Raw genomic sequence first — 22,008 nt, 5'->3', positions numbered from 1 at the left:
CGGATCAGACGCTTGGCGGCTCCGGCCGCAACCACAACCAGGTCGCCACCGCGGCCATGCACGCGATCGGCAGCGCGGTCATCCACCAGCGATGCGCCGGAATCCAGAGCATCAACGCGAGCAGGATCGCGGCGCACAGCGTCATCGTGCCGGTCGCGAGCCACTTCGCACGGCGACTGACCGCGCCATGCGCCTGCCAGTTGCGGATCGACGGGCCGAAACGTGGATGCGCCAGCAGCCAGCGATGCAGACGATCCGACCCGCGCGCAGCGGCCCAGGCAGCGATCAGCACGAACACCGTCGTCGGCAGGCCGGGCACGAAAACGCCCACGATGCCGAGGCCGAGACTGGCGTAAGCCAGCAGCCACCAGGCCCAGCGGAAGCGCGTGCGTCGTTGCATGACGCGCATTCTATGCGCGGCGTCCGTGAGCGCCGGACGCCGCGCCCGGAACGGTCTATTCGACGCGGGTCGCGTCGGACACGCGCGCCGGATCGCCGGCCGACTGCGGCACGCGGCGGATCTTGGAGATGTCGTAGCCGAGGCCGCGGATGCGCTCCATGTGCGCCGCATAGTCCGCGTCGGAGATCACCGGTGTCCGTGCCATCAGCCACACGTAGTCGCGCTTGCTGCGGCCGACGATGGTCTGCTGGTAGTCATCGTCGACATAGACGATCACGTACTCGGCCTTGATCGGCCAGACGAACTGCATGCCCCAGATCGCATTCCCGGTGCCTTCGCGCACGGTGCCGGTCGGGTGCATGGTCTTGATCTTCTCGTCGAAGCCGCCGTCGCGATAGCGAAAGGTCGTGTCGACCTTGCCGTCCTCGCGCAGCGTATAGGTCTCGACCGAGTCGAAAGCCTCTTTCTCGAGACGCGTCGGGATCTGCGCGATCACGTACCAGTCGCCCATGAAAAGGGGCACGTCGACATGCGCGACCGGGGGAATCTGTTCCTTCACGTTGCCGCCTCCACAGGCCGCGAGCATGCCGGTGGCAATGCCCGCGAAGATCAGGCCAGCGGCAAACCGCCGGTTCGAAGTCGCCATGAAACCCCTCCTGCCGTGAGCACGGCGTCGGTCGCGGTCAGCCCGCGCGTGCAAACCGGTAATGCGCGACCAGCCACTGCTGGCCACGCTCGTATCCGAACAGTTCCGCGCAGGACATCCAGAACATCCGCCAGCGCTGGAACCACAGCTTCGCGCCCTCCTGTCCATAAGCCTGTTCCAGCACGCGCATCACCGCCTCGCGGTTGCGGTCCTGGTTGGCGAGCCAGTGGTTGGAGGTCTTCTCGTAATGCGTGCCATCGAGCAGCCAGCGCTGCTCGATGCCCAGATCGCCCTGCTGGAAATGCAGCAGCGTGTCCGCCGCCGGCATCAGGCCACCGGTGAAGAAATGCCGCCCCATCCAGTTGTCCTCGCCCGCGGTCTCGAAGGGGTACATCAGCGTGCGGTGCGCGAAGATGTGCACGAACAGCTTGCCGCCCGGGCGCAGCCACGTGCCGATGCGCGTCATCAGGATCTGGTAGTTGCGCATGTGCTCGAACATCTCGATCGACACCACGCGGTCGAAGGCTTCGGTGTCGAGCTCGAGCTGGTTCACGTCGCAGGTGATCACTCGGACGTTGTCGAGACCGCGCGCCTTGCACTGCGCTTCGATGTGCAGGCGCTGCGGACGCGAGTTCGACACGGCGGTGATGCGCGCGCCCGGGAAGTGCTCGGCCATCCACAGCGTCAGCGACCCCCAGCCACAACCGAGTTCGAGGATGTCCTGCCCGTCGGCCAGTTCGGCGCGCGCACCGTACAGCGCCAGCATCGCGTCTTCGGCCTCGTCGAGCGTCTCGTTTCCGGTCGGGTAATAGCAGCTGCTGTACTTGAAGCGACGCCCGAGGCACAGCGCAAAGAATTCGGGTGGCAGTTCGTAGTGCTGGGTGTTGGCGGCATCGGTGTGGATGGCGACGGGACTGGTGCGCAGCGACTGCAGCAGCGCGTCGAAGCGCGTCGACTGCGCTTCCACGCTGCCTTCGGCTTCTTCGGCCAGACGCTGTGCACACAGACGACGGATGCCGAGACGCAGCGCCGCGTCGGGCACCAGACCGCGTTCGGCCATGCCGATCAGGCCGGGCGCGGCGGTATCGCGTTCGAGTTCGGGGCGGGCCACGGCATTCATGTGGAAGGTCCTTCAGAGCGGGCGGATTCGGAGCGGGGGAACCACGGAAACAGCATCGGCGTCGTGCGCTGGTACTCGCGGTAGTCGTCGCCGCGCGAGCGCAGCGCCTGCTGCTCGGTGTAGGGGATGCCGCTGACGTAGCGCAGGAACAGGTACATCAGCACCGGCCCGACCAGCGCCAGCCACCACAGCGGCGAGCCCGCGGCCAGCACCACGTAGGTCAGCCAGTGCAGCCATTCGAAGAAGTAGTTCGGATGGCGCGAGTAGCGCCACAGGCCTTCGCGACAGGTCTTGCCGCGATTCGCCGGATCGGCACGGAAGTCGGCGAGCTGGCGATCGGCGACCGCTTCACCGCCGACACTGATCAGCCACACCGCGATCGCGGCGAGCAGACCGAGCGAGGACACCGGGTTGGTCGCAACGCCGAGGAACGGCAGCGCGAACAGTGCGACCAGCAGCGCCTGCGCCTGGAAGAACAGGAAGAACTTGCGCTGGTCGCCGTGCCAGTGCTTGCGCAGGTAGGCGTAACGGCCGTCTTCGTCTTCGCTGCCGACGCGCTTCCACAGATGCGCGGCCAGACGCAGGCCCCACAGCCCGCCGAGCACGGCGAGCAGGATCCGCGGCAGCATCGCGCCATCGCCGAGCAGTGCGACCGCGATCGCCGCGCCGCCGACGCCGCAGGCCCAGACCACGTCGACGATGCCGGCGTTGTCGCGCGCCTTCTGCCAGCGCCAGGCGCCGGTCATCGCGATCGCGGCGAGCGCCCAGACCAGCAGCAGCGTCCAGAGCGGACTCATGACGCCGTCGCCCGCACGTGGCCCGGCTTGCCGAACAGCAGATGCGACACGCCGATCGAGCGTTCGCGGAAGCCGCCCTCGCAGTAGGCGAGATAGAAGGTCCACATGCGCTCGAAGCGTGCGTCGAAACCCTGCTCGCGCACGTCGGACAACCGCGACAGGAAGCGCTCGCGCCAGATCTGCAGCGTGCGTGCATAGGAAGGACCGAAGTCGTCCTGCTGCAGCAGTTGCAGATCGCTGGCCGCGGTCTTGGCCTGCAGCATCGCCGAGATCGACGGAATGAAGCTGCCCGGGAAGATGAAGCGCTTGATGAAGTCCACCGAATCGCGCGCCTGTGCGTAGCGGTGGTCTTCGATCGTGATGGCCTGCACCAGTGCGGCGCCGCCCGGCTCGAGCAGGCTGCCGAGCTTGCCGAAATAGGTCTCCAGATACTGCGCGCCGATCGCTTCGATCATCTCGATCGACACCAGCTTGTCGTAGGTGCCGTCGAGATCGCGATAGTCCTGCAGCAGCAGCGTCACCCGGTCCTGCAGACCGGCCTCCGCAATCCGCGCGCTCGCCAATGCGTGTTGCTCGCGCGAGATCGTGGTCGTGGTGACGTGGCAGCCGTAGTGCTGCGCGGCGTGCAGCGCGAAGCCGCCCCAGCCGGTGCCGATCTCGATCACGCGATCACCGGGCCGCAGTGCCAGTCGGTCGCAGATGCGATCGAGCTTGCGGGTCGACGCGACCTCCAGCGTGTCGCCGTCGCGCTCGAACAGCGCGGACGAGTACATCAGGTCGGGCGAGAGGAACAGCGAGAAGAAATCGTTGCCGAGGTCATAGTGCGCGGCGATGTTGCGACGGCTGCCGTCACGCGTGTTCCGGCGCAGCGCGTTCCACCCTCGCATCGCCAGACCGCCGAGACGCGCGATGCCGGTTTCCATGCCGTCGAGCAGATCGCGGTTGCGCACCAGCAGACGCACCAGGCCGACGAGATCGTCGCAGTCCCAATGGCCTTCCATATAGGACTCGCCCGCACCGACGCTGCCGTTGGCGGCGACCAGCCGGTAGAACGCGGGATCGTGCACGCGCACCTGTACCGGGCGCAGTTGGGCGTCGCCGAAGGTCTCGCTGCCGAGCGCATCGTCGAGCCGCAACGCGCCGCCCTGCATCTGTGCGAACTGGGCGACGAGCCGTGTGCGCAGCGTGCGTTCGAGCGCGCCGAACGCACGCGGCGTCGCATGGGCGGCGATCTGGTTCATCGGAAAGGCTCCTGTTCGGCGCCCGGCAGGCGCGGATGGTCGTGCACCGGGTTGCGCTTGAGCCACAGACGCAGCGCCTGCCAGTGGATCGCCGCAACCACCTGCACGGTCATCAGTGGGTAGCGCCACAGCACGCGCGCCAGAGAGGCCGCGTCAAAGGGTCGCCGCTGCAGCGTCATGGTGGCGTCGAATTCACGCACGTCGTCGCGCAACACATCCATGTGCACGTGCAGATCCTCGACCGGCGGCGTCAACCGCCAGCGGTAGCCGTGATCCATCGCCATGAACGGCGACACATGGAACGCCTTGGCGAAATCCCACTGCAGGGCGCGGCCATGACGCTCGGCGTCCGTGGCCGGCAGCACGTAGGCGTGGCGTTCCTTCCACGGCGTGTTGGTGATCTCGGCGACGATGCAGTCGAGCGTCGTGCCGTCGGCGCGATAGCAGTAGTAGAAGCTCACCGGATTGAAGACGAATCCGAAGTAGCGCAGATGCGTCAGCAGCCGGATCGGACCTTCAGGCCTGCGTCCGAGCGTGGCTTCGACGCGCATGCGCACGGCTTCGGCGAGCGGCACGTCGGTCGGGCCGAGATAATCGGAGCGGCGGAACCGGGCCAGCGCGGGGCGCCGGGTCGACCACAACCAGCGCCCGTCGAAGACACGATCGAGCTCGTCGAGATCCAGCCACAGCTGCGCGACGCGATACGAGAATTCATGCGGCACCGGACGGTACCGGCGATGGCGCACCACACCTTCGTACACCGCGCTCTGCAGCGGTGCGACGTGGTCGGCGCGATCGCCATCGCCGCTCATGCGACTGCGCTCACCGGCATCGGCGTCGACTGCGCGCGGCCGGCCGCCGCCAGCGGCCCGAGACCGAATGCACGCGCGACCTGTGCCGCGCTGCGGATACCGTCTTCGTGGAAGCCCCAGCCCCAGTACGCACCGGCGTACCAGGTGCGACGCTGGCCCTGGATCTCCTCGCGCCGACCCTGCGCGGCCACCATCGCCGCGTCGTAGACCGGATGCGCGTAGCGCATGCGCGCGATCACCTTGGAAGGATCGATCGCGTCACTGCGGTTGAGCGTGACCACCAGCGGTTCGGGTGTGTCGAGCGACTGGAGCTGATGCATGCAGTAACTCACCGTGCACGCCGCATCGGGCGTCGCCGGCACGTGCGCGTTCCACGCCGCCCAGGCCTTGGGGTCGCGCGGCAGCAGACGCGCATCGGTATGCAGCACGGTCTCGTTGGTCTGGTAGCGGATCGCGCCAAGGATGTCGCGCTCGGCGTCATCGGCGTCGTCGAGCAGCGCCAGCGCCTGGTCACTGTGGCAGGCCAGCACGATCTGGTCGAAACGCTCGCTGCCTGCCGCGGACGCCACATGCACGCCGGCCGCATCCCGACGCACCGCATCGACCCGGCAGCCGACGCGCTCGGTCACCGACCAGCGCGCACGCAAGGCGTCGATGTAACGCGACGAGCCGCCGCGCACCACGCGCCATTCCGGGCGCCCGGTCAGCTGCAGCATGTGGTGGTTGGCCATGAACTGCACGAGGTAGCGCGCCGGAAATTCGAGGATGCCCGCGCTCGGCGACGACCACAGCGCCGACGCCATCGGCACCAGGTGCAGATCGCGGAACGCGTCGCCATAACGGTTGGCCTGCAGGTACTCGCCGAGCGTCGGTCCTGCGTCGTCGCCGTCGAGCAGCGCAGGCGCCTCGCGATAAAAGCGCTTGAGGTCGCGCAACATGCCCCAGAACCGCGGCGACAGCAGATTGCGCCGCTGGCAGAACAGCGTGTCGAGCGAGGTCGCGTTGTACTCGAGGCCGTCGGCCTCGTTGTGCACCGAGAAGCTCATCGTCGTCGGCTGCGACGCGACATCCAGCGATTCGAACAGCCCACTCAGCAGCGGGTAATGCTGCGGATTGAACACGATGAAACCGGTGTCGACCGCGTAGTCGCGTCCCGCCATCTGCACGGCATGCGTATGTGTGTGGCCGCCGAGGCGCGTGTCGGCTTCGAACAGCGTCACCGCGTGACGCTGCGACAGCCACCACGCGGTGGCGAGACCGGCAATGCCAGAACCGACGACGGCGATGCGCTGGCTCATCCGCGTGCCTTCTCGTGGACCCACGCGGGCACCGGCTTGAGGTCACGCACCAGACCGACCCAGGACATCGCCTTGAGGCCATACCAGGTCAGATCGATCTCCCACCAGCGGAAGCCCTGACGCACGGTGCCGGGGAAGAAGTGATGGTTGTTGTGCCAGCCCTCGCCGAAGGTCAGCAGCGCCAGCCAGATGTTGTTGCGGCTGTCGTCGCCGGTCTCGAAGCGCTGGCTGCCGAAGCGATGCGACAGCGAGTTGATCGTCACCGTCGCGTGGAACAGCACGGTGGTGGAGATGAAGAAACCCCAGATCAGCATCTGCCCACCCGTGGTGCCGAGGCCCGGCGCGACGCGCTCGAGCAATGCGCCCAGACCGAACAGGCCGACCGCGAGCAGCACCGGGATCAGCGTGTCGAAACGATCGAGCCAGCGCAGTTCCGGAAACTTCGCCAGATCGGGAATCCGCGACCAGTCGGTGCGGAAGCCTTCGCGGGTCAGGAACCAGCCCATGTGGCTCCACCAGAACCCGTGCACGCGCGGCGAATGCGGATCGAGTGGGGTTTCGGTGTGGCGATGATGATTGCGATGGTGTGCCGCCCACCACAGCGGGCCGCGCTGCACGCAGGACGCGCCGATCAACGCGAACACGAACTGCACGACGCGCGAGGTGCGGAAGGTGCGGTGCGAGAAGTAGCGGTGATAGAACCCGGTCAGCGCGAACATGCGGATCGCGTACAGCGCGACCGCGACGATCACCGCGATCGGCGACACGCCGACCCAGAACACCAGCAGACAGGCGAGATGCATCGCCACGAACGGCGTCGCGCGCAGCCAGTCGATCCGGTCGTCGCCTTCGCGCACTTCGTTCGCCTGGGCGCCGGTATCGAACCAGCGGCCCAGACTCGCGCGCAATGTGCGGGCACCGGTCGCGTTGCGGCCGGAATCGCTCGACATGGGGAACTCCTGCGGGTGTGACTGTCAGGAAATACGCGCGGACGTGAAAAACGGATGCATGCGATGCGCATGCGTTCACCGTCTCGACGGTCAGACGCGAACGCGCGGTGGCCTGTGGCCGCCACGCGTGGGTGAATCAGATGCGCAATGCGCCGCTCGCGACCACGGGTCCGGTCGGTGCGCCATCCGGCGCGCCACCCGGCGGCTCCAGCGACACTGCCAGCGTGGCGCCTGCGATCAGCGCCGCATGCAGTTCTGCCGGCACCTCGACGGCGCGCGTGCGGTCGTGCGGCAGCAGGCCGAGCGACGCCGGCGCGCCGCCTTCTGGAATCAGCCACAACTCGGCGACGCGGCCTTCGGCATCGACATCCGCCGGCAGCGGTACGACGAGCACGCGGCCATGCGCGGCATCGACCGATGCGAGCCACGCGGGCGAGCCGTCTTCGTGCGCGAGCGTCGTGACCGGCAGGGCCTCGGCGGCGGGTGCAGGCGTGGGCGCGGGGATCGGCGTCGGCGCGACGACCACCGGCACCTCGCGCGTGTCGTCTTCGACCGGCACACGGCCGACGAGCACCGCGACGATCGCGACGACCGCCGCCAATGCCGTGGCGCCACGCCAGAAGCCGGTGCTGTGCCAGAGGCCTTCGGGCTTCGCAGCCACGGGTGTCCAGCCGAGCGCAGTGCGGATACGCGGCCACACATGCGCAGGCACGTCGGCGGTCGGAAATTCGGCGAACCACGGCGCAAGCCGCAGATCCCACTCGGCGACCAGACGTGCGAAGCCCGGATCGCGGGCGATGCGTGCCTCGGCCGCTGCACGCGCCTGCGCGTCGAGTACACCCAGCACGTACTCGCCGGCGAGCAGATCCGCGCGCGGCGGCTCGGGACCGCCGTCGTCGTCGATGTCGAAGTCGGGATCGCGCACGTTCATGGCTCCAGGCACGTCCGCAGCTGCAGCAGCCCACGGCGGATCCAGCTCTTGACCGATCCCAATGGCGAACCCATGCGCTGCGCGAGCTCCTCGTAGGTCGCGCCGTCGAAGAACGCGGCGCGGATCAGCCGGCGCCGCCGCGGCTCCAGGGTCTCGAAACAGGTGTCCAGACGCGAGCGGTCACCGGCGCGCTCGGTCGATTCCAACGGCGTTTCACCGTCGTCCGGCATCGCCTCGATCAGTTCGACCGGCGCGAGCTGATGCTGCGCACGCGCGCGCAGGCGGTCGATCGCGGTATTGCGGGCGATCGTCGCCAGCCAGGTCGTCGCCGCGGCGCGCGCGGGATCGAACTGCGCGGCCTTGCGCCAGATGCGCACGTACACGTCCTGCAGGGCGTCTTCGGCCTCGTCGCGGTCGTGCAGCACGCGGATGCACACGCCGAGCAGGCGAGATGCACTGGCGCGATACAGCGATTCGAATGCGCGCTGGTTGCCGCCGGCGACCTGTGCCAGCCAGACGTCGAGGCCGGGTTCGGTCGCAGTTGCGGTCGCATCGTGCTGTGGCATCCGGCGCGCGCATCCCGGGAAGTGATGGACCGCCATCCTCACCGGCGCCCGCCGTTCGCGCAAGCGCGATCGTGCGATCCGGTGGCCGCGACCCGTTCGCGGGCGTACGGGCATCAGGCGCTGCATCGGCCGCTCAACGGGTCTTCGAGCGCAGCCGCGACTTCGCTCGCGGCAACGGCGCGCGGGGCCTGCGCGGGGAACACGATGCGCACGTCACGCGGCTTGCCACGCGCGTCGCGCACCGTACCGGGGCCGGCGAATTCGCGCAGCCGCTTGTCGTCCAGGCCGTAACGCAGCTCGATCGGCGGCACCGCGAAGCCGAACCAGCGGTCGACCGACATGCGCAGCTGGCGCATGCCATCGGCGTCACCGACGTTCGCCACGCGCACCGGCATGAACGCGAAGCGCTCGGGCAGCAGGAACGACAGCCGCTGCGGCGCATCGCCCAATGCAGCCCAGTGCGTGCGCACCGCGGCATCGAAACCGGCATCGATTACCGCATCGTCGGCAGCCGGCAACGCGGCGGTCCGCGGCGCGCCTTCGCCACGCTGGACGAAGATCTCGCGCTTCCCATCACGCGTGCGCACGCCTTCGCGATAGCCGCTGCGGGCATCGTGGAATGCGAAATCGGGCTGCGTGGCGTTGCCCTGCGCGCGCACGATCTTGCGCGCGAATGCGGCGCCATCCGGGCACTGGTACAGCACCACGCGTCGCGCGGCACCGCCGTCACGGTCCTGGAAATGCACCTCCCGGTACAGCAGTCGCCCGTCGTCGCGTGACAACGCGCGCGCCTCTTCGCGCTCGGCGGCCGCCAGTGGCAGCGCTGCGAGCAGACAGGTGGCGAGCGCGACGCAACGCGTGCGGGCGCAGACAGCAGGTGCGGCAGCGGACAACGGCATGGACGATTCCCGTGATGATGCTCACGGGACGTACGCCGCCAATGCAGAGCGCGGATGCAGTCCGGTTCAGCGCGCGTCCACCGCCTGGCGCGCGAGCGCAGGGTCGTCGGCGAACAGACCATCCACGCCGGCATCCAGGAATGCACGCATCTCGGCGATGGCGCCCGCGTCGTTGCGGGCATTCGCACTGCCGCTGCGCAGCGCGCGCGGGAGATACGGATTCTCGGGACGGAACGTGTACGGCATGACCTGCAGGCCGGCCGCGTGGGCATCGGCAACCAGCGTCGTGGCTTCGAAGCGAGCGCCGCGCCCGACCTCGCCGACCTGCGACTTGTGCGGGCCCAGGAACGACGCGTACTCCGCGATCGCGCGCAGACCGTCGGGGGTGAGCATGTCGCGGTAGCGCAGACTGCCGCCCGCCGCTTCGACATCCGCCGGACGCGTGCGCGGGTCGCCGATCAGCTGCAGCAGGCGCAGATCGGGCAGGACCGGTGCGGCGATGGCGCGCAGCGTGCGCAGGCTTGCCGGCTCGAAGGACTGCACGATCAGTGGCACGCGCGTGGCGACGTCGTGCTTCGTCAGCACGTCGATCATCGCCTGCTCCATCGGCAGGCCGATCGCGACGAAGTGCGTCGGGTGCTTGATCTCCGGAATCAGGCCGACATTGCGGCCCGAGCTGCGCACCAGATCGTCGAGCAGCACCATGATCTCGTGCAGCGTCGGCACCGCGAACTGGCGGTCGTACCAGACACCGCGCAGCGCCGGAAGCGGTTCGCGCGCACGCAGCGTCTTCAGCTCGGCCAGGGTGAAGTCCTCGGTGAACCAGCCGGTGACGTCGCTGCCGTCGATGCGTTGCGTGCGCTTGCGGTCGGCGAACTGCGGATGCAATGCGACATCGGTGGTGCCGCCGATCTCGTTCTCGTGGCGGGCGACCAGCACGCCGTCGCGGGTCATCACCAGATCCGGTTCGATAAAGTCGGCGCCGTCCTCCACCGCGCGGCGGTAGGCGGCCAGCGTGTGTTCGGGCAGGTGCGCGCTGGCACCGCGATGCGCGACCACACGTGGTGCATCGGTGGGTGTGGCGGCGACAGCGTGATCGGCGACGGTCATGACTGTGGTGAGGAGCAGCACTGGCAGCAGGAAACGCGTTCGGGACATCGGACGATCGGCCGGACGGGGTGGACCGGAGATCGTGGCATCCGCGCATGTCAGCACCGCGACGATTGCCGCGCAGGCGGCCACGCCCGAGAATGCGCACATGGACATCTTCAAGGTTTTCACCCTCGAGGCCGCGCACCGGCTGCCGAACGTGCCGCCCGGCCACAAGTGCGCGCGTCTGCATGGACATTCGTTCCAGGTCGAGGTGCACGTGTCCGGCGAGCCCGGCCCGGAGACCGGCTGGATCATGGACTTCGGCGATCTGAAGGCCGCGTTCGCCCCGCTCTACGCCCAGCTCGACCACAATTATCTCAACGACATCCCCGGCCTCGAGAACCCGACCAGCGAGCGGCTCGCGATCTGGATCTGGGAACGCCTCAAGCCCACGCTGCCGGCGCTGAGCGCGATCGTGATTCGCGAAACCTGCACGTCGGGCTGCCGCTACGCCGGCCCCTGAGCGCGCTCCTTCGGGCTGCAAGCGGTTCCAAGTCACTGATCTGATTACAAAACTGAATGCCCGGCGACCGTTCGTCGGCTGTTTGTTGCAATGCAACATGGCTGCGATATGCTGCATCGCACAAACCCGGCAAGCCGCCGGCTCACGCAGGTAACCGCCATGTCCTACCAGCTCAACGAGCAGTTCACCGCCGCGTCGCGCCAGTTCGCCGATGCAGCCGCCCAGTTCAACCGTCTGACCCTCGAGAATGCCGAGACCCTGTTCGGTCTGCACCTCTCGACGTTCAACGACAACACCCACGCCACCTTCGCGTTCGTCAACGAAGCGATCGAAGTGCGCGACATCGACGGCCTCAAGGCCCTGTGGCCGAAGGGCGCACAGGTCGCCCGTGAGAACGTCGAGCGTCTCGTCAGCGCCGGCCAGGAAACCCTGGGCCGCACGGTGAAGACGCACGAAGCGATCGCCGGTCTCGCCAAGTCGCACGTCGAGTCGGCCACCGCCGACGTCCGCGCCGAAGCCGAGAAGGTCGTCAAGGCCGCCGCGAAGACCGCGAAGCGCTGATTGCAGCGGCGGGGCAGCAGCCCCGCAATCGAACATCCGGGCGATCCCTCCCTCGCCCGGGTCGGACCCGGCAGCCCCCACGCTGCCGGGTTTTTTTATGCGCCGCGGACCGGCCCGGGCGGCAGCACCATCCGCACCATCAGGCGGTCGCACAGCCCGTGGGGATCGTCGGTACGACCGGTATGCACGGCCGACACCTGGATCAGCGAACTCCGCTTCGCGGTGAGCCAGTGGAAACGCGCGCGCGCGGGCAGTGCTGCAATCGGACCGCCGTCGGCGTCGCCCCGGCAGATCCGCACGATCGCATCGAGATGCCGCTGCAGCGTGGCCGCATCGGCGTGCGCGTCGAGGGCATGCAGGCGCAGCGGGTCCAGCGCCACGGCCGCGGCCAGCGTGCGCGCGGCCTGGCAGGACACGATGACGCCCGCGTTGATGAACTCCTCGCGTTCGACCCGGGGCACGACCCGGATCACCGCGTAGTCATAGACCTGCAGCGTGCGCACGTTGCGCCTCCTCGACGAAGCCGGCGCGATGGGCGAGCCGGGTGCAGAAGAACGCGACGTAAGCCGCGCGATGCGCGTCGGCATCGGCGAACTGCGGTTCCCCCGTCAGCCAGTCGTCAGGCACGAGCGCCACGATGCGGCGGATGTCGGCTTCGCTGATGCGCGCCGACAGCGCCGCGTCGGCAGCGTCGAGCGCGCTCGCGAACGGCAGCAGCACGTGGTCGGCGATGCGCGCGAACGGAGCGCTCGCGATGCGCGTCGCGCCGTCCCAGTCATGATGGAAATACAGCGCTGCGCCGTGATCGATCAGGGTCAGACGGCGGTGCCAGACCAGCAGATTGGTATTGCGGGGCGTGCGGTCGACGTTGCAGACAAAGGCATCGAACCAGACGATCCTCGATGCCAGGTCGGCCTCCGGCGGGTCGACGGCCGGGTCGAAGTTGATCGCGCCCGGCAGGTAGTCCAGCGCGAGATTGCAGCCGGCGCTGGCCCGGATCAGATGCTGGATCTCGGGGTCCGGCTCCGTGGCGGCCAGGTCCGGATCGAGATCGATGAACACGATCTCGGGAATCGGCAGGCCCAGCAGCCGCGCGAACTCGCCCGCCACCAGTTCGGCTACCAGCGCCTTGACGCCCTGGCCGGCGCCGCGGAACTTCAGGACGTACAGGCCGTCATCGTCGGCTTCGACGACGGCAGGCAGCGATCCGCCTTCGCGCAGCGGCGTGACATAGCGCGTGGCGTCGACACGCCGGATCACGCGTCCAGCTCCGCGCGTCGCGGCAGCGACCAGTCGATCGGCGCAATGCCGCGCTTGCGCAGGAAGTTGTTGGTCTTGGAGAAATGTCCGCTGCCCAGGAAACCGCGATAGGCCGACAGCGGTGACGGATGCGTGGTGCGCAGCACGCAGTGGCGATTGGTGTCGATCACCTTGCCCTTGGCCTGCGCGTAGCTGCCCCACAGCAGAAACACGAGATCCTCGCGCTCGCGGTTGAGCACATCGACGACATGGTCGGTGAAGCCTTCCCAGCCCCGGCCCTGGTGCGCGCCGGCCTTGCCGTCCTCGACGGTCAGCACCGCATTGAGCAGCAGCACACCCTGCCGGGCCCAGGGCATCAGCCAGCCGTGGTCGGGACGGGACAGACCGAGATCGCGTTCGATCTCCTTGTAGATGTTGTCGAGCGACGGCGGCACGCGCACGTCCGGACGCACTGAAAAACTCAGGCCGTGCGCCTGCCCGGGCCCGTGGTAGGGGTCCTGGCCGAGCACAACGACCTTTACCGCATCGAACGGCGTGGCCTCGAAGGCAGCGAAGATCTCCGGGCCCGGCGGGTGGATCGCGGCGCCGGCCGCCCGGCGGGCCCGCAGGAATTCGGCCAGCGCCTGCATGTCCTCGCGGCGCAGCCAGTCGCCGATGCGGGCCTTCCACGAAGGTTCGAGTCTGATCTGGGACATGGGGGCCCGGTGTCGGAAGCGCCGGTCAGCGTACCGGCGCGGGAATGGAAACAGTAGGCGCCGCTAGGGCATGGCCGCCAGGCGCAGCTGGAAACGCGCCTTGGTCGCCAGCACGCGTTCTTCTGCCGGCTTGACCACCAGATCGTTCGCACCGGCCTGCAGCAATGCGACCTGGTTGTCGTGGTTGCCATCGCCCGTCATCACCAGCACCGGCAGCCGGCGCTTGCCGTAGCCGAAGTCGCGGCGCACCGCGCGCAACAGATCATGGCCGCTGAGTTCGCCCTTGAGATAGACATCGGTCAGCAGCAGGTCGGCGCCGGGCGCGGCGGGACCGTCGCGGTAGGCCTCCAGGTACGCCAGCGCGTCCTCGGCACTGAGCACGTGGGTCACGCGCATCTGCTGCGCTTCGAGCATCCGCCGGGTGGCCAGCGCGACCGTGCGGCTGTCCTCGACGTAGAGCACGTGCGCGTCGGGAATCGGCGCCGGCTGCACATAGCCGCGGATGAACTCGGCCAGCGCGCGATGGCCCAGCGCCTTGTCGAAATGGTCGGTCACGTCCTCGGTGAAACGCCGCGCCTCCAGATGCGCCTGCGCATCGGCCGACACCACGATCACCGGCATGTAGCGCTGGCCGGCGGCCTCGCGCACGCGGCGCGCCAGCTGCAGACCATCGCCGTCGGGCAACGACAGCGCGGTGCTGACCAGGTCGACGGGCGCCCCTTCCAGCGCGACGGTGGCATCCGCCAGGCCCGTGCACTCGATGACCTCGACATCGGCCAGCGCCTGCCGCAGTACATCGCCGATCAGCCGGCGCACGAGTCTGGAGCCATCGACGACCATCACCCGGGGCGCGTCGCCGGCCAAATGACGGAGGTCGTGCATGGATCAGGTGTCGGTCGGCCGCGTCTGGCGCAGGAAGTGCCCGGTGACGATGCCGCCGCCGCACCAGCCCAGCGCGGTCGCGCCGGCCAGCACCGCCACGACACCCATCGGACCGAAGCCGCGCAGCGCGAACGCCGCGCCGTAGCTCGCCGCGAGTTCCGCCAGTGGCGGCTGCAGCGCGAGCCCGGCCAATGCCAGAAGGCCAAGCGCGACGGCGCCGGCGGCCAGCCCGTACCAGGCACCGAGATACAGGAACGGCCGACGGATGAAACCGTCGGTGGCGCCGAGCAGCTGCAGCACGCCGAGCTCGTCGCGGCGCGACTGGATGTCCAGCCGCACCGTATTGCCGACCACCAGCAGCGCGCCGATGCCGAGCAGCGCCGCCAGCACCCAGACCACGCGACCGCCGAAACGCAGCCAGCCATCAAGGCGTTCGCGCCACTGCGCGTCGTGCTGGACGAGTTCCGATTCGGGCAGCGTGCGCAGCGATTCGGCCAGCAGCATCTCGTCGCCACCGGGCGTCACGATCAGCACGTGCGGCAGCGGGTTCTCGCCGAGCACATCGATCGCATCGCCGAATTCGCCACGCTCGCGCAATTCCGCCAGCCCCTCGTCGGGCGAGCGATGCACGACGCTGCCGACATCGCCGCGGCCGCGCAGTTCGCCAGCCAGCGCTTCGGCGCGCGGACCGTCGACGTCCTGCTTGAGGAACACGCTGATTTCGCGCGAGGCATCGATGCTGCCGCCGAGGCGGCCGACGTTGTCGAGCACCAGCCAAAGGCCGAGCGGCAGCGCGAGTGCGACCGCCATGACGCCGATCGTCAGGGCGGCCGACCACGGCTTCTTGAACAGCCGGCCGAGGCTGGCGAGCACGCTGTAGACGTGATGGTCGACCCAGGTGCCGACCGGCGACGGGCCGCTGCGCACGGGCTGGTTGCGGGGTGCCTCAGGCATCGGCGAGGTCCTCCGGCGAAATGTCGTCGGCCAGCGTGCCGTGGTCGAGCACCAGCGTGCGCTTCTTCATGCGCTTGACCAGACCGAGGTCATGGCTGGCGATCAGCACGCTGGTGCCGCGCTCGGGCAGCTCGGCGAACAGCGTCATGATTTCGGCCGACAGCGTGGGATCGAGGTTGCCGGTGGGCTCGTCGGCGACCAGCAGCATCGGCTCACCGACGATCGCGCGCGCGATGCCGATGCGCTGCTGTTCACCGGCAGAGAGCTGCGTGGGCAGCGCACGTTCGCGCGCCCCCAGCGCCAGGCGCTCCAGCACGCTGCGCACCCGCTTGCCGATCTCCGGCCGGCGCATGCCGCGCAGGATCAGCGGCAGGGCGATGTTGTCGAACACGGTGCGGTCGGGCAGCAGGCGGTGATCCTGGAACACGACGCCGATGTCGCGCCGATGCATCGCGACCTTGCGACCGCGCACCTTGAGCAGATTGCGCTCGCCGAACACCACCGCGCCGCGGCTCGGCCGCTCGGCCAGATGGATGAGTTTCAGCAGCGTGCTCTTGCCCGCGCCGGAGTGACCGGTGACGAACAGCATCTCGCCGGCCGCCACATCGAAACTGACTTCCGACAGCGCCACATGGCCGCCCGGGTACTGCTTGCTGACGTTGTCGAATCGCAGAACGCTCATGCGCGCCAGTATCGCAGGGAATGCGGACAACAGCGTCATGATCGGCGTGCGTCGGGCGGTGATTCCGCAGGGTGTGCGGCGCCGCATCGCCGACAGGCCACGCGCGTCGACGCAGCGTCCGCACAGCGCCCAGGGCGACGCCCGGTCGCCCGACAGTCCTCATGCCGCATGGCGCGGTGGCCTCCCGTCGGAGAAGGCTCGGGATGAGGGCCGCCATTCGCGCGGTGCCGTCACCGCCTCGCACCCGATGGACTTCGCTGCAAGCTGGCCATTCCACGATGTCATGCGGACAGCAGCCACAAAAAAGCCCCGCCGGAGCGGGGCTTTTCGTCACGCACACCGCGGCATGCGATCAGCGCTTGTCGTCACCCGAGACCAGGCGACGCAGGCCGCGACCGATGCGGCTCAACAGCGACAGCGCCTTGTCCGACTTCGCAGCCGGTGCCGGACGCTGGGTCGGACGCACTTCGCGCGGACCCTTGCCACCGTTGCCCTGCGGCTTCTTCGGTGCATCGGCTGCGATCGTCTCGCCGGTCTGCGGCGCGGCGCCTTCGGCACCTTCGATCTTCTTGCCGGCGCGACGGCGACGACGCTTGCGCGGCGGACGCGATTCGTCCGGCATCGCCTGCGCGACCGTACCGGCAGCATCGATCACCGGCTGCGCAGCGGCAACGGCCGGTGCGGCCGCGGCTTCGTCGCCTTCGACACGCGGTGGACGCGGCTTGCGCGGTCCGCGCTCGCCACGACCTTCACCACTGCCCGCCGAACGCGGACCGCGCGAACCGGGCGCACCCCGACCGCCGGCACCGGCACCCGCACCGCGACCACCGCCACGCTTGGCGTCTTCGACGGCGCGCGCTTCGCGCACTTCCTTGAAGATCTCGCTGATGCTGTCGCCGTCTTCGTCGTCGGGCGCCACGCCTTCGCGCGGCGCGCGCGGCAGCGCGGTCAGCAGTTCTGAAGTCACCGGCTCGACCGGGATCTTCTGCTCGATGTAGGCCTCGATCTCCGGCAGGCTCTGCGCGTAACGCTCGCAGGCGAAGCTGATCGCGTCACCCTCGGCGCCCAGGCGCGCGGTGCGGCCGATGCGGTGGACGTAGTCCTCGGCATCGAACGGCAGATCGTAGTTGAAGACGTGGCTGACGCCGTCGATGTGCAGACCGCGCGCGGCGACGTCGGTCGCCACCAGCAGTTCCAGCTGGCCGGCCTGGAACTTCTTCAGCAGGCTCTCGCGCTTCTTCTGCGGCACGTCGCCCGAGAGCACGCCGACGCGGTAGCCGGCCTTCTCCAGCGCACGCGCCACCCGCTCGATGAATGCCTTCGTGTTGACGAAGACCATCGTGCGCGCGCCTTCGCTGCGCGACAGCAGGCCCAGCAGCAGCTGCAGCTTCTCGTCGTCGGCGGGGAAATACATCACCTGCCGGACCTTGGCGTTGGTGATGAACTCGCTTTCGACGACCAGCTTCTCCGGCTCGTTCATGTGCTCGTACGCGAGCTCGAGCACGCGATGGCTCAGCGTCGCCGAGAACAGCAGCGTCTGGCGCTCGGTGCGGATCGGCATGCGACGCAGCAGGAAGCGGATGTCCTTGATGAAGCCGAGGTCGAACATGCGGTCGGCTTCGTCGAGCACGCACATCTCGCAGGCGTGCAGGCTGACGACCTTGTGCTGCTTGACGTAGTCGATCAGGCGGCCGGGGGTCGCGATGATGACGTCGGCGCCTTCGGTGAGGATCTGGCGCTGCTTGTCGTAGTCGACGCCGCCGTAGACCAGGGCGAACTTCAGCCCGAGGTGGCTGCCAAACTTCACCGCATCCTTGTGGATCTGGATGGCGAGTTCGCGGGTCGGCGCGAGGATCAGGGCGCGCGGGTCTTCCGGCTTGCGGTCGGCGAGCGCCGGCTTCTGCAGCAGGCGGTTGATCACCGCGACCAGGAAGGCGAGGGTCTTGCCGGTGCCCGTCTGGGCCTGGCCGGCGACGTCACGGGCGTTGAGGGCCAGCGGCAGCGTCAGCGCCTGGATCGGCGTGCAGCGGGTGAACCCGGCTTCTTCCAGCCCGGCAAGCAATGCCGGATGCAGGTCGAAGGACGAGAAGGTGATGTCGGTAAGAGGCTTGTCGCTCATGCGTAGGAATGATGTCCGGGCGTCGCCAGCTTGAAAGGGCGCCGCGTGCTTGCGTGGGAGACAGCCGCAACGGCAGACTGCCTGGGCGCAGGACGCGTGGGTCGTCCCGCAGGAGCGCCACCTTGATTCCGGTCGGCGATCCCCCATTTTACATCCATTCCCGGCGCCACTGCCTCCAAGTGCGCCCCAGCCCCCCGGAGCCCCCCGTGACCGACGCCGTCATCCATGCCAGCGATTCCGATTTCGATGCCACCGTGCTGCAGTCCGACGTCCCGGTGCTGGTCGATTTCTGGGCCCCCTGGTGCGGCCCCTGCAGGATGATCGCCCCGGCGCTCGATGAACTGGCAGGCGACTATGCCGGTCGCGCCAAGGTGGTGAAGATCGACGTCGACCAGAACCAGGAGACGGCGCTGAAGTACCACGTGCGCTCGATCCCGATGCTGCTGCTGTTCAAGGACGGCCAGGTGCAGGGCACCCAGATTGGCGCCGTCGGCAAGCCCCAGCTCGCGCAGATGATCGACAAGGCCCTCTGAAGGCCGTTCCACCGCAGCGACAGGCCGCCCGAGCGCGTCCTGTCGTCTGAACCGACCGCGCGGCCACGCTTGCCGCCGGTTGGTCGCAGTGCTAGTTTTGCCCTGCTCCGGCGTGTGTACCGCGCGCCGCACCCATCTGGCGTCATTCCCGACTGTCCGTTTTCCTGCCGCCGCCCGTCCCGGGCGCTCGCAACCGAGCGAGGATTTTCCGCTTGTCCGACAACACATCCGACCCCGGCACGCCCGAGGGCGACACCGCTGTGAAGCGCGTGCGCAAGCCGCGCGTGGCCAAGAAGGCCACTGACGCCGCGACTCCCGATTCCCAGTCCCAGTTGCCGTTGGCGACCCGGGACACCGCCGCACCCAAGGCCCCGCCTGCCAGTGCACCGCCGCCGCAGGCGGCCGCCCCGCAGTCCGAGGCGCCGAAGACATCCGGCGAATCCGGCCAGGGCGATGCCCAGCGCGGCAACCAGGGCAACAACAGCCAGCCGAACGCCGGCCAGCACCACGCCCAGCAGGGCGGCGAGCCGCGCCAGCACGGTGGCGGCCAGCAGAACCAGAATCGCGGCAACAACGGCGGCAATGCCGGCGGTGGCGGTGGTGGTGGAAATAACAACAATGATCAGGGCAACAACCGCCGCGACCGGTTCAAGAACCGGCGCGACCGTCCGCGTGGCGGTGGCCGCGATGACGGCCTGCCGCAGGACGGTGGCAACGATCATGTCCAGCGCCTGCCGCCTCCGAACATCCCGGAAGGTTTCCCGCAGTACACGCTGAGCGACCTCAAGCGCATGCCGGCGCACAAGCTGCTCGACATCGCCGACCAGCTCGCGATCGAAGGCGTGGCGCGTGCCCGCAAGCAGGACGTGATCTTCGGCCTGCTCAAGGTTCTGACCCGTCACGGTGAAGGCGTCGTCGCCGACGGCGTGCTCGAGATCCTGCCCGACGGCTACGGCTTCCTGCGTGCGGCCGAGGCGAGCTACCTCGCCGGCCCGGACGACGTCTACATCTCGCCCAGCCAGATCCGCCGCTTCAACCTGCGTACCGGCGACCATCTGCTCGGTCGCATCCGCTGGCCGAAGGACGGCGAGCGTTATTTCGCACTGTCGGTCGTCGACACGATCAACGGCGAGCCGCCGGAAGCCAGCAAGGGCAAGGTGCTGTTCGAGAACCTGACCCCGCTGTTCCCGCGCAAGCGCTTCAAGCTCGAACGTGGCGACGGGTCCAGCGAGGACATCGCCGGCCGAATCCTCGATCTGATGGCCCCGCAGGGCAAGGGCCAGCGCGCCCTGATCGTCTCGCCACCTAAGGCGGGCAAGACGATGATGATGCAGCAGGTCGCCAGCGCCATCACCTACAACCATCCCGACGTGCACCTGATCGTGCTGCTGATCGACGAGCGTCCGGAAGAAGTGACGGAGATGCAGCGCACCGTGCGCGGCGAAGTCATCTCGTCGACGTTCGACGAGCCGGCCGCGCGCCACGTGCAGGTCGCCGAGATGGTGATCGAGCGCGCCAAGCGCCTGGTCGAGCACAAGAAGGATGTCGTCATCCTGCTCGACTCGATCACCCGCCTTGCCCGCGCCTACAACAACGTCGTGCCGAGCTCGGGCAAGGTCCTGACCGGCGGTGTCGACGCCAACGCGATGCATCGCCCGAAGCGTTTCTTCGGCGCCGCGCGCAACGTCGAGGAAGGCGGTTCGCTGACCATCATCGCCACCGCGCTTGTCGACACCGGCAGTGCGATGGACAAGGTGATCTACGAAGAGTTCAAGGGCACCGGCAACTCGGAAGTGCATCTGGACCGTCGCATCACCGAGAAGCGCGTCTACCCGGCGATCAACGTCAACCAGTCGGGTACGCGTCGCGAGGATTACCTCATCGAGCCGGACCTGCTGCAGCGCATCTGGATCCTGCGCAAGCTGCTCCACCCGATGGACGAGATCGCCGCAATGGAATTCCTGCTCGACAAGATGAAGAGCACGAAGTCCAACGACGAGTTCTTCTCGTCGATGAAGCGCTGAGCCTCGGCTGATCGCTCAGGAAAAAGCCCCGCATTGCGGGGCTTTTTTCATGTCTCGAGGAAACGAGCGGCATGCAATGACTGCGACTCTGCTCAACCCTGGAACGGCGTCAGCAGCTTGAATCGCGAGGTTTCCGGCGTCACGCCGCCGGCCACCAGGGTGTCGGGGCTGAAACCCGGCGGCGTCGGGGCGGCCCAGACGGGGCGCTGCTGCTGACCGGGATGGTAGGCGCTCCACTGGCCGTACGCGGTTTCCCTGTCCTCGTTGAACGAGAACTGCACCGGCACCCGGACGACCCAGTAATCACGGGTCGTCTCGTCACCCTGATCGGGCGGCGCGAAGGTCCAATGCTTCAGTGCATTGTCGATCGCGGTCTTCGACAGCGTGTTGCGGATCATCTGCATCTGCCGCGCATTGCCCAGCGCAGTCAGATTGACCTGTTCGGCGACCACGTCCTCGGGCTTGCCGTCGCGGCCCACCTTGACCAGCAGATAGACGGTGCCCTTGCCGCCGATCTGTGCGACGTTCATCGGGTACCGCGGGGGACGCATGTCGGATCGACGCACGCTGCTGCGATCTGTATCCGAGTACTCCTCGCCGAAATGCGCGCTGGCGATGCGGACCTGCATGTTGCCTTCGCTGTCACCGACCGGCGTCGCGACGAGCCGCACGCTCATCTTCGCGCGCGCCAGCGCGGGCGCGCCGTCGACGAGGACCGGCTCGAACCGCAGCGCCGGCATCGCACGTTCGATCAGGCTGATGGCGTGCTCGGGTAACTTCTCGGGCTGGTCGAGCGCGTGGCTGCTGACCCTGCCCTCGCGATCGATATCGACATGCCCTGTCACCAGCATGGAGGCCTCGACTTCCTGACGCGCCTGTCGCGCGCTCTGGGCATCCGCGACGGGTGTGGCGCCAGCGAGAAACGCGATGGCGAGCATCGCTGCGAGCGTGCGGTTCATGGGTGCTTCCTGCAGAGGACCGGAGCCCGACTGTGCCGCCTCCAGGGGTCCGGGACAAGCCCGG

Annotated in this window: 24 protein-coding genes; 4 read left to right on the top strand and 20 right to left on the bottom strand. The window is 68.4% G+C overall.

Annotation, left to right across the window (positions count from 1 at the left end; translation table 11 throughout):
* Positions 1-4 precede the first annotated feature (4 nt).
* From AC3A4E_RS16260 to AC3A4E_RS16205, 12 genes are all read right to left on the bottom strand, one after another.
* A complete protein-coding gene (locus tag AC3A4E_RS16260) occupies positions 5-400 on the bottom strand; it encodes a YbaN family protein (protein WP_487632522.1) in 396 nt (131 codons plus the stop codon).
* Between the two features lie 55 nt (positions 401-455).
* Complete coding sequence (locus AC3A4E_RS16255) at positions 456-986, bottom strand: lipocalin family protein (RefSeq protein ID WP_487632696.1); 531 nt, start codon at positions 984-986, stop codon at positions 456-458.
* A gap of 97 nt (positions 987-1,083) precedes the next feature.
* Positions 1,084-2,166 (bottom strand): SAM-dependent methyltransferase, encoded by a 1,083-nt coding sequence (locus tag AC3A4E_RS16250; RefSeq protein WP_487632521.1) that lies wholly within the window; start codon positions 2,164-2,166, stop codon positions 1,084-1,086.
* Entirely contained in the window at positions 2,163-2,963 is an 801-nt protein-coding gene (locus AC3A4E_RS16245; protein WP_487632520.1) for a DUF1295 domain-containing protein, read from the bottom strand. Before AC3A4E_RS16245 ends, AC3A4E_RS16250 begins: the two co-directional genes overlap by 4 nt.
* Positions 2,960-4,204 (bottom strand): class I SAM-dependent methyltransferase, encoded by a 1,245-nt coding sequence (locus tag AC3A4E_RS16240; RefSeq protein WP_487632519.1) that lies wholly within the window; start codon positions 4,202-4,204, stop codon positions 2,960-2,962. The genes AC3A4E_RS16245 and AC3A4E_RS16240 overlap by 4 nt, the downstream gene beginning before the upstream one ends.
* Entirely contained in the window at positions 4,201-5,016 is an 816-nt protein-coding gene (locus tag AC3A4E_RS16235) for a DUF1365 domain-containing protein (RefSeq protein ID WP_487632518.1), read from the bottom strand. Before AC3A4E_RS16235 ends, AC3A4E_RS16240 begins: the two co-directional genes overlap by 4 nt.
* Positions 5,013-6,314: an NAD(P)/FAD-dependent oxidoreductase gene (locus AC3A4E_RS16230; RefSeq protein WP_487632517.1), complete on the bottom strand. Its 1,302-nt coding sequence runs from the start codon at positions 6,312-6,314 to the stop codon at positions 5,013-5,015. The genes AC3A4E_RS16235 and AC3A4E_RS16230 overlap by 4 nt, the downstream gene beginning before the upstream one ends.
* Complete coding sequence (locus tag AC3A4E_RS16225; protein WP_232134054.1) at positions 6,311-7,264, bottom strand: acyl-CoA desaturase; 954 nt, start codon at positions 7,262-7,264, stop codon at positions 6,311-6,313. Before AC3A4E_RS16225 ends, AC3A4E_RS16230 begins: the two co-directional genes overlap by 4 nt.
* Before the next feature lie 136 nt (positions 7,265-7,400).
* Positions 7,401-8,195 (bottom strand): anti-sigma factor, encoded by a 795-nt coding sequence (locus AC3A4E_RS16220; protein ID WP_487632516.1) that lies wholly within the window; start codon positions 8,193-8,195, stop codon positions 7,401-7,403.
* Entirely contained in the window at positions 8,192-8,761 is a 570-nt protein-coding gene (locus tag AC3A4E_RS16215) for a sigma-70 family RNA polymerase sigma factor (RefSeq protein WP_487632515.1), read from the bottom strand. Before AC3A4E_RS16215 ends, AC3A4E_RS16220 begins: the two co-directional genes overlap by 4 nt.
* 113 nt (positions 8,762-8,874) lie before the next feature.
* Positions 8,875-9,660, bottom strand: a complete 786-nt coding sequence (locus AC3A4E_RS16210; protein WP_487632514.1) for a hypothetical protein — start codon at positions 9,658-9,660, stop codon at positions 8,875-8,877.
* 66 nt (positions 9,661-9,726) lie between these two features.
* Entirely contained in the window at positions 9,727-10,818 is a 1,092-nt protein-coding gene (locus AC3A4E_RS16205) for a glycerophosphodiester phosphodiesterase family protein (RefSeq protein ID WP_487632513.1), read from the bottom strand.
* Between the two features lie 100 nt (positions 10,819-10,918).
* Between AC3A4E_RS16205 and queD the strand changes: the two genes are divergently transcribed.
* Positions 10,919-11,275 (top strand): 6-carboxytetrahydropterin synthase QueD, encoded by a 357-nt coding sequence (gene queD / locus AC3A4E_RS16200; protein ID WP_487632695.1) that lies wholly within the window; start codon positions 10,919-10,921, stop codon positions 11,273-11,275.
* A gap of 159 nt (positions 11,276-11,434) precedes the next feature.
* Entirely contained in the window at positions 11,435-11,836 is a 402-nt protein-coding gene (locus AC3A4E_RS16195; RefSeq protein WP_487632512.1) for a phasin family protein, read from the top strand.
* Positions 11,837-11,931: 95 nt separating this feature from the next.
* On the opposite strand, the gene AC3A4E_RS16190 is transcribed toward AC3A4E_RS16195, so the two are convergent.
* The 7 genes from AC3A4E_RS16190 to rhlB all read right to left on the bottom strand — a co-directional run bounded on the left by AC3A4E_RS16190 (position 11,932) and on the right by rhlB (position 18,428).
* Complete coding sequence (locus AC3A4E_RS16190) at positions 11,932-12,339, bottom strand: DUF3037 domain-containing protein (protein ID WP_487632511.1); 408 nt, start codon at positions 12,337-12,339, stop codon at positions 11,932-11,934.
* Complete coding sequence (locus tag AC3A4E_RS16185) at positions 12,317-13,093, bottom strand: HipA family kinase (protein ID WP_487632694.1); 777 nt, start codon at positions 13,091-13,093, stop codon at positions 12,317-12,319. Before AC3A4E_RS16185 ends, AC3A4E_RS16190 begins: the two co-directional genes overlap by 23 nt.
* Positions 13,093-13,791 (bottom strand): uracil-DNA glycosylase, encoded by a 699-nt coding sequence (gene ung, locus AC3A4E_RS16180; protein WP_487632510.1) that lies wholly within the window; start codon positions 13,789-13,791, stop codon positions 13,093-13,095. Before ung ends, AC3A4E_RS16185 begins: the two co-directional genes overlap by 1 nt.
* Before the next feature lie 63 nt (positions 13,792-13,854).
* Positions 13,855-14,673: a response regulator gene (locus AC3A4E_RS16175; protein WP_487632509.1), complete on the bottom strand. Its 819-nt coding sequence runs from the start codon at positions 14,671-14,673 to the stop codon at positions 13,855-13,857.
* Between the two features lie 3 nt (positions 14,674-14,676).
* Complete coding sequence (gene ftsX / locus AC3A4E_RS16170) at positions 14,677-15,627, bottom strand: permease-like cell division protein FtsX (RefSeq protein WP_487632508.1); 951 nt, start codon at positions 15,625-15,627, stop codon at positions 14,677-14,679.
* Positions 15,620-16,309: a cell division ATP-binding protein FtsE gene (gene ftsE / locus AC3A4E_RS16165; RefSeq protein ID WP_487632507.1), complete on the bottom strand. Its 690-nt coding sequence runs from the start codon at positions 16,307-16,309 to the stop codon at positions 15,620-15,622. The genes ftsX and ftsE overlap by 8 nt, the downstream gene beginning before the upstream one ends.
* Positions 16,310-16,661: 352 nt before the next feature.
* Positions 16,662-18,428, bottom strand: coding sequence for an ATP-dependent RNA helicase RhlB (rhlB, locus tag AC3A4E_RS16160; RefSeq protein WP_487632506.1), 1,767 nt, complete (start codon positions 18,426-18,428; stop codon positions 16,662-16,664).
* 206 nt (positions 18,429-18,634) lie between these two features.
* On the opposite strand from rhlB, the gene trxA reads away from it, so the two are divergent.
* Complete coding sequence (trxA, locus tag AC3A4E_RS16155) at positions 18,635-18,961, top strand: thioredoxin (RefSeq protein ID WP_487632505.1); 327 nt, start codon at positions 18,635-18,637, stop codon at positions 18,959-18,961.
* A gap of 212 nt (positions 18,962-19,173) precedes the next feature.
* Complete coding sequence (gene rho, locus AC3A4E_RS16150; protein WP_487632504.1) at positions 19,174-20,985, top strand: transcription termination factor Rho; 1,812 nt, start codon at positions 19,174-19,176, stop codon at positions 20,983-20,985.
* A 92-nt stretch (positions 20,986-21,077) separates the two neighbouring features.
* Here the strand turns inward: rho and AC3A4E_RS16145 are convergent, their stop codons facing one another.
* On the bottom strand, positions 21,078-21,944 hold the full coding sequence (locus tag AC3A4E_RS16145; protein ID WP_487632503.1) for an energy transducer TonB: 867 nt from the start codon (positions 21,942-21,944) through the stop codon (positions 21,078-21,080).
* Positions 21,945-22,008 lie beyond the last annotated feature (64 nt).

The organism is Luteimonas sp. Soil_N_1 (assembly GCF_057656255.1).
This window is presented reverse-complemented; position numbering and strand designations above follow the sequence as displayed.

What these genes read in the sequence shown, in the direction of transcription:
- AC3A4E_RS16260 (WP_487632522.1), bottom strand. Translation starts at nt 400, where the DNA reads ATGCAACGACGCACGCGCTTCCGCTGGGCCTGGTGGCTGCTGGCTTAC.
- AC3A4E_RS16255 (WP_487632696.1), bottom strand. Translation starts at nt 986, where the DNA reads ATGCTCGCGGCCTGTGGAGGCGGCAACGTGAAGGAACAGATTCCCCCG.
- AC3A4E_RS16250 (WP_487632521.1), bottom strand. Translation starts at nt 2,166, where the DNA reads ATGAATGCCGTGGCCCGCCCCGAACTCGAACGCGATACCGCCGCGCCC.
- AC3A4E_RS16245 (WP_487632520.1), bottom strand. Translation starts at nt 2,963, where the DNA reads ATGAGTCCGCTCTGGACGCTGCTGCTGGTCTGGGCGCTCGCCGCGATC.
- AC3A4E_RS16240 (WP_487632519.1), bottom strand. Translation starts at nt 4,204, where the DNA reads ATGAACCAGATCGCCGCCCATGCGACGCCGCGTGCGTTCGGCGCGCTC.
- AC3A4E_RS16235 (WP_487632518.1), bottom strand. Translation starts at nt 5,016, where the DNA reads ATGAGCGGCGATGGCGATCGCGCCGACCACGTCGCACCGCTGCAGAGC.
- AC3A4E_RS16230 (WP_487632517.1), bottom strand. Translation starts at nt 6,314, where the DNA reads ATGAGCCAGCGCATCGCCGTCGTCGGTTCTGGCATTGCCGGTCTCGCC.
- AC3A4E_RS16225 (WP_232134054.1), bottom strand. Translation starts at nt 7,264, where the DNA reads ATGTCGAGCGATTCCGGCCGCAACGCGACCGGTGCCCGCACATTGCGC.
- AC3A4E_RS16220 (WP_487632516.1), bottom strand. Translation starts at nt 8,195, where the DNA reads ATGAACGTGCGCGATCCCGACTTCGACATCGACGACGACGGCGGTCCC.
- AC3A4E_RS16215 (WP_487632515.1), bottom strand. Translation starts at nt 8,761, where the DNA reads ATGCCACAGCACGATGCGACCGCAACTGCGACCGAACCCGGCCTCGAC.
- AC3A4E_RS16210 (WP_487632514.1), bottom strand. Translation starts at nt 9,660, where the DNA reads ATGCCGTTGTCCGCTGCCGCACCTGCTGTCTGCGCCCGCACGCGTTGC.
- AC3A4E_RS16205 (WP_487632513.1), bottom strand. Translation starts at nt 10,818, where the DNA reads ATGTCCCGAACGCGTTTCCTGCTGCCAGTGCTGCTCCTCACCACAGTC.
- queD (WP_487632695.1), top strand. Translation starts at nt 10,919, where the DNA reads ATGGACATCTTCAAGGTTTTCACCCTCGAGGCCGCGCACCGGCTGCCG.
- AC3A4E_RS16195 (WP_487632512.1), top strand. Translation starts at nt 11,435, where the DNA reads ATGTCCTACCAGCTCAACGAGCAGTTCACCGCCGCGTCGCGCCAGTTC.
- ung (WP_487632510.1), bottom strand. Translation starts at nt 13,791, where the DNA reads ATGTCCCAGATCAGACTCGAACCTTCGTGGAAGGCCCGCATCGGCGAC.
- AC3A4E_RS16175 (WP_487632509.1), bottom strand. Translation starts at nt 14,673, where the DNA reads ATGCACGACCTCCGTCATTTGGCCGGCGACGCGCCCCGGGTGATGGTC.
- ftsX (WP_487632508.1), bottom strand. Translation starts at nt 15,627, where the DNA reads ATGCCTGAGGCACCCCGCAACCAGCCCGTGCGCAGCGGCCCGTCGCCG.
- ftsE (WP_487632507.1), bottom strand. Translation starts at nt 16,309, where the DNA reads ATGAGCGTTCTGCGATTCGACAACGTCAGCAAGCAGTACCCGGGCGGC.
- rhlB (WP_487632506.1), bottom strand. Translation starts at nt 18,428, where the DNA reads ATGAGCGACAAGCCTCTTACCGACATCACCTTCTCGTCCTTCGACCTG.
- AC3A4E_RS16145 (WP_487632503.1), bottom strand. Translation starts at nt 21,944, where the DNA reads ATGAACCGCACGCTCGCAGCGATGCTCGCCATCGCGTTTCTCGCTGGC.